Annotated in this window: 5 protein-coding genes; all 5 read left to right on the top strand. The window is 69.8% G+C overall.

Annotated elements, in window-relative coordinates; genetic code table 11:
* Nucleotides 1–506: 506 nt before the first annotated feature.
* The 5 genes from urtA to urtE all read left to right on the top strand — a co-directional run bounded on the left by urtA (nucleotide 507) and on the right by urtE (nucleotide 5,646).
* Entirely contained in the window at nucleotides 507–1,754 is a 1,248-nt protein-coding gene (gene urtA, locus G6024_RS04205; RefSeq protein WP_096907488.1) for an urea ABC transporter substrate-binding protein, read from the top strand.
* 109 nt (nucleotides 1,755–1,863) lie between these two features.
* On the top strand, nucleotides 1,864–2,748 hold the full coding sequence (urtB, locus tag G6024_RS04200; protein ID WP_061228856.1) for an urea ABC transporter permease subunit UrtB: 885 nt from the start codon (nucleotides 1,864–1,866) through the stop codon (nucleotides 2,746–2,748).
* A gap of 146 nt (nucleotides 2,749–2,894) precedes the next feature.
* The gene (gene urtC, locus G6024_RS04195) at nucleotides 2,895–4,049 is read left to right on the top strand and encodes an urea ABC transporter permease subunit UrtC (protein WP_119192244.1); all 1,155 of its coding nucleotides are present in this window, start codon (nucleotides 2,895–2,897) and stop codon (nucleotides 4,047–4,049) included.
* On the top strand, nucleotides 4,046–4,948 hold the full coding sequence (urtD, locus tag G6024_RS04190; RefSeq protein ID WP_159148139.1) for an urea ABC transporter ATP-binding protein UrtD: 903 nt from the start codon (nucleotides 4,046–4,048) through the stop codon (nucleotides 4,946–4,948). The genes urtC and urtD overlap by 4 nt, the downstream gene beginning before the upstream one ends.
* Nucleotides 4,945–5,646, top strand: a complete 702-nt coding sequence (gene urtE, locus G6024_RS04185; protein ID WP_082923750.1) for an urea ABC transporter ATP-binding subunit UrtE — start codon at nucleotides 4,945–4,947, stop codon at nucleotides 5,644–5,646. Before urtD ends, urtE begins: the two co-directional genes overlap by 4 nt.
* The last annotated feature ends 61 nt before the right edge of the window (nucleotides 5,647–5,707 follow it).

Below are 5,707 nucleotides of genomic sequence, written 5' to 3'. Positions count from 1 at the left end.
CGGTCTGGTCCGCCGCGCGAGTCCATCTCCTCGGTGCGCCGGCGCCGGACCTGCGCAAGAGCTGAGAGCCGGGCCGGCCCCGAGAGACGACGGCCGCCGCCCAGCCCGCCGACGCCCAGCCCGCCGACGCCCAGGTATGCGCCCTCTATGGACCGTTCCGCCAGCACATCCCGCGCGTACGCGTACATAGAGGCATCACAAGCCGAAGGGGACGCGTAACCCCGCGCAGGAGCGGCGTGCGGGCTCAGCCGGCCGCGCCCGCGCACTTGTATCGCGGGGTGGACGAGAAACACAGCGTTCACACAACGCCGGTAGAGGCAACGGTGGCGAAACACCGGCGACTCAGCTGACTCACATCATGTCCTTACCTTTATCCACATCGCGCTTCGAGCCCCGCAGCCCGCGGGAGCACTCGACAGCCGGTCAGTGAAGGTCAGGTCAACCACGTGAACTCCACCTCCATCTCCTCTGGGAAGACAGCTCGCGCGAGCCAGACGCCGCGCTCGATCCGCACCCGGCGTGCACTGGCCACCGCCGGCCTCGTGATCCTGGGTGCGGGTGCGCTCACCGCCTGCGGAAGCCGGACCGGCGACACCGCCGCGGCCGCCGCCGAGTCCTGCGTGGACACCTCCGGCGACACCATCAAGGTCGGCTCGCTGCACTCGCTGTCCGGGACGATGGCCATCTCCGAGAAGACCGTGCGTGACTCGGTGGCGCTGGCGATCGAGCAGATCAACGCCGAGGGCGGGGTGCTGGGCAAGCAGATCGAACCGGTGGTGGAGGACGGCGCCTCCGACCCGGCCGTGTTCGCGGAGAAGGCGCAGAAGCTCATCACCAGTGACTGCGTGGCCGCGATCTTCGGCGGCTGGACCTCGTCCTCCCGCAAGGCGATGCTGCCCGTGGTCGAGGACGCCAACGCGTTGCTCTACTACCCGGTGCAGTACGAGGGCCTCGAGGCGTCGGAGAACATCTTCTACACCGGCGCCACCACCAACCAGCAGATCGTCCCCGCCCTGGAGTACCTCAAGGAGCAGGGCGTGGAGTCCATGTACCTCGTGGGCTCGGACTACGTCTTCCCGCAGACCGCCAATCGCGTCATCAAGGCGTGGGCCGAGGCCAACGAGGTCGAGATCCTCGGCGAGGACTACACCCCGCTCGGCTCGACCGACTTCTCGACCATCGTCAACAAGGTGCGCACCGCCAACCCGGACGCCGTGTTCAACACGCTCAACGGCGACTCCAACGTGGCGTTCTTCCGCGAGTACTCCAACGCCGGCCTGTCCGCCGAGGACACCCCGGTGGTGAGCGTGTCGATCGCCGAGGAGGAGGTCCAGGGCATCGGCGCCGCGAATATTGACGGCCAGCTGACCTCGTGGAACTACTACCAGACGATCGACTCGCCGGAGAACACCGCGTTCGTCGACGCGTTCAAGGCGAAGTACGGCGCGAACCGCGTCACCTCCGATCCGATGGAAGCCGCGTACACGTCGGTCTACCTGTGGAAGAACACGGTCGAGAAGGCGGACTCCTTCGCCGTCGACGCCATCCAGGACGCCGCCGACGGCGTCAGCTTCGACGCCCCCGAGGGCACCGTCACCATCAACGGCGAGAACAACCACATCTCCAAGACCGCGATCGTCGGCGAGATCCGCCCCGACGGCCTGATCTACGAGGTGTGGAGCTCCGGCGAGGCGATCGAGCCCGACCCGTTCCTCGAGTCCTACGACTGGGCCGGCGACCTGTCCGGGAACTGACGCCCGACCGTCAGCCCGGATCACCCAGCCCCGCCCGACCCACCCCGCTCCCGGCCCGTCAGTCGGGAGCGGGGGAGGGGGAGGGCGGGACCCGGAGAAAGGAGCCGATGTGGACATCCTCATCGGACAACTCGCGACCGGATTGAGCATCGGCTCCATCCTCCTGCTCGCCGCCCTCGGCCTGAGCCTGACGTTCGGCCAGATGGGCGTCATCAACATGGCCCACGGCGAGTTCATCATGGCCGGCTGCTACACCGCCTACGTCGTCCAGCAGATCACCGCCGCCTCTGGGATGAGCCTGCTGTTGTCCCTGGCCCTGGGTTTCGTCGTCGGCGGCCTGCTCGGCGTGCTGCTCGAGGTGACGCTCATCCGGCGCCTCTACGCCCGTCCACTGGACACCCTGCTCGTCACGTTCGGTGTGGGCCTGGTCCTGCAGCAGATCGCCCGAGACATCTGGGGCGCGCCGGCCGTCAACGTGGCGGTGCCGGAGTTCCTGCGCGGCAGCGTCGAACTGCTCGGTGCGTCGGTGCCTCTGACTCGCGTGTTCATCTTCGTCCTGGCGATCACCTGCGTCGCCGCGGTCATGGCCGCGATGAAGTTCACGCCCATGGGCCGCCGCATCCGGGCGGTCACGCTCAACCGTGACCTCGCCGAGTCGTCGGGCATCAGCTCCCGCCGCACCGACATCACCACGTTCTTCATCGGCTCCGGCCTGGCCGGCGTCGCCGGGGTGGCGCTCACGCTCATAGGCTCAACGAGCCCGACGATCGGCCAGTCGTATCTCATCGACGCGTTCCTCGTGGTGGTCGTGGGTGGTCTCGGCCAGCTGCGGGGCGCCGTGATCGCGGCGTTCGCGCTCGGGGTCCTGCACTCGTTCTTCGAGTACTCCACCACCGCGTCGGTGGCCAAGGTGCTCGTCTTTGTCGCCATCATCATCTTCCTGCAGGTGCGCCCGCAGGGCCTGTTCGCCGTCAAGACCAGGAGCCTGGCATGACCAAGACCATCTCCGTCACCCGAGCGGCTGGCGGCGCCGACTCCGCCGACTCCGCTGCCACCACCGCCCCCGATCCCGCAGCCTCGCTGCCCCGGCGCACCCGCGCCCGACGCCTGCTCACCGGCGACGCCGAGCGGCCACGGTGGATGTTCTGGGCCGCGCTCGCGGTGGCCGCGCTGATCATCTTCGGTCTCGCGCCCGCGCTGCTGAGCGACTTCCGGCTGAGCCTGCTGGCCAAATTCTTCTGCTACGCGATCGTCGCCAGTGGCATCGGTCTGGCGTGGGGGCGCGGCGGCATGCTGACCCTCGGCCAGGGCGTGTACTTCGGCGTGGGCGCCTACGCGATGGCGATGTTCCTCAAGATCTCCGACGCCCGCGACCGCGGAGGCGCCGACGCGCTGCCCGACTTCATGCAGATCGCCGGGATGCGCGAGATGCCCGGGTACTGGGTGCCGTTCGCCTCGCCCGGGTTCACGCTCGCGGTGATCCTGCTGGTCCCGCCGCTGCTGGCGTTCGGGTTCGGCTACCTGGTATTCAACCGCAAGGTCAAGGGCGCCTACTTCGCGATCCTCTCGCAGGCCCTGGCGGCGGCCGCCGCGATCTTCCTCGTGAGCCGGCCGGAGCTGGGCGGGTCCAACGGGCTCAACCGCTTCACCGGGTTCTTCGGGTTCGCGCTGTCCGACCCGGCCAACCGGCGGATGCTGTACTTCCTCGCCGGCGGCGCGCTGCTTCTCGTGGTGCTGCTGGTGCGCCAGCTCATGAATTCCCGGTTCGGCGAGTTGCTCGTGGCCGTCCGCGACCAGGAGGAGCGCGTGCGGTTCCTCGGCTACGACCCGGCGATGGTCAAGTCGTTCGCCTACGCCGTGGCCGCCTTCGCCGCGGGGCTCGCCGGGGCGCTGTTCGTGCCGATCGTGGGGATCATCTCGCCGTCGGCGATCGGTATCGCGCCCTCGATCGCGTTCCTCATCGGCGTCGCGATCGGCGGCCGCGCCACCCTGCTCGGCCCGGTGCTCGGCGCGATCGGGGTGGCGTGGGCGCAGACCGCGTTCTCCGAGGCCTACCCGTCGCAGTGGACCTACCTGCAGGGCATCTTGTTCATCGTGGTGGTGGGGTTCCTGCCCGGCGGCCTGGCGTCGCTGTTCGTGATGCGACGTCGGCGCGCCAAGGGCCAGGAGCCGACCACGACGACCACGACGACGACGAACTCCGCCACCTCCGACCGGCCCGCCACCACCGGCACCGCCGAACCTGAACCCGATGCGACGGCGTCAGGCGCCGCTTCCCCCGAGGAGTCCCGATGACCCCGTCCACCGCCTTCGGCATCGGTGCCGCGCTGTCGGCCGGCACCCTGACCGGTGCCGAGATCGGCCTGCCCGGCTCCGCCGCCCGCGCGTCCGCCCGCACTCGCTCCGGTGAAGGAGGCGCAGGCACCTACCTCGAGGTCCGCGACCTGACGGTGAGGTTCGACGGATTCAAGGCCGTGGACGGTGTCGACCTCACCCTGATCCAGGGCGACCTGCGCTTCCTCATCGGCCCGAACGGCGCCGGCAAGACGACCGTCGTCGACGCGATCACCGGGCTCGTGCCCGCCACCGGCACCGTCGACAAGTCCGGCCAGCCGGTGCTGGGGCTCAAGACGCACAAGATCGCCAAGATGGGCATCGGCCGCACGTTCCAGACGGCGTCGGTGTTCGAGGACCTCACCGTCGAGCAGAACCTCGACATCGCCGCCGGCGCCCGCCGCGGCCCGCTCACCCTGCTGCGGCGTCGCCACGGCCGGGAGGACAGGGTCGCCGATGCGCTCGAGACCATCGGGCTCGGGCACCTCGCCGGCACCAAGGCAGGGGTGCTGGCGCACGGGCAGAAGCAGTGGCTGGAGATCGGCATGCTGCTGGTGCAGGACTCCGACGTCATGCTGCTCGACGAGCCCGTCGCCGGCATGGGCGCCGAGGAGCGGCAGGCCACCGGCGAGCTGCTGCAGCGCATCGCCGCCGACCGCACCGTCGTGGTGGTGGAGCACGACATGGATTTCATGCGGGCCTTCGCCACCACCGTCACCGTCCTGGCCGCGGGCAAGGTGCTCGCCGAGGGCACCGTCGCCGAGATCCAGGCCGACCCCAAGGTGCAGCAGGTCTACCTGGGCACCGCCGCCGCGACCGGCACCGAGCTGGCAGACGAGACCGAGGAGACCCCACGATGACCGCACTGCTCAAGATGACCGGCGTCCGCGCGGGCTACGGCGGCTCGGAGGTCGTCCACGGTGTCGACCTCGAGGTCCCGGCCGGGGGAGTGGCCGCGATCCTCGGTCACAACGGCGCCGGCAAGACGACGCTGCTGCGGACCGCGGTGGGGCTGTTGCCATGCAAGGGCGGCACGATTGAGTTCGACGGCGAGGACATCACCTCCCTGCGTCCGCACGCGCGGGTGGCCCGCGGGATCGGCTACGTCCCGCAGGGACAGCAGTCGTTCACCCAGCTCACCACGGCCGAGAACCTGCAGCTCGTCGCCGATGGGCGCAAGCGCGGCAAGGCGCTGATCGACGAGTCGCTGGACCTTTTCCCGGCGCTGAAGGAGCTGCTCGACCGCAAGGCCGGCCTGCTCTCCGGCGGCCAGCGGCAGCAGTTGGCGATCGCCCGGACGCTCATCACCGAACCCCGGATGCTGGTGCTGGACGAACCCACCGAGGGCATCCAGCCCAACGTCGTCGCCGAGATCGAGCGCATCATCGTGGACCTGGCCTCCCGCGGCGACCTGTCGGTCCTGCTCGTCGAACAGCACGTGGGCTTCTCGCTGCGGGCCTCCGACGTCTATTACGTCATGGAGTCCGGGCGGATCTCGCACTCAGGCGCCTCTGATGCGACCGCCGCCCACGAGGTGTCGGCGGCGCTGGCGATCTGAGTCCGCGCCGACCGACCGCGCCGCCCGACAGCGCCTCCGCCTGCACCCGGGCCGCCGCCCG

The organism is Dietzia maris (assembly GCF_014144855.1).
GTDB classification, from domain to species: domain Bacteria; phylum Actinomycetota; class Actinomycetes; order Mycobacteriales; family Mycobacteriaceae; genus Dietzia; species Dietzia kunjamensis.
The sequence above is the reverse complement of the archived record's forward strand: the minus strand, read 5'-3'. Positions and strand labels throughout refer to the sequence as shown.

Coding starts and splice junctions, on each gene's coding strand:
- urtC (WP_119192244.1), top strand. CDS start 2,895: ATGTTCTGGGCCGCGCTCGCGGTGGCCGCGCTGATCATCTTCGGTCTC.
- urtD (WP_159148139.1), top strand. CDS start 4,046: ATGACCCCGTCCACCGCCTTCGGCATCGGTGCCGCGCTGTCGGCCGGC.
- urtE (WP_082923750.1), top strand. CDS start 4,945: ATGACCGCACTGCTCAAGATGACCGGCGTCCGCGCGGGCTACGGCGGC.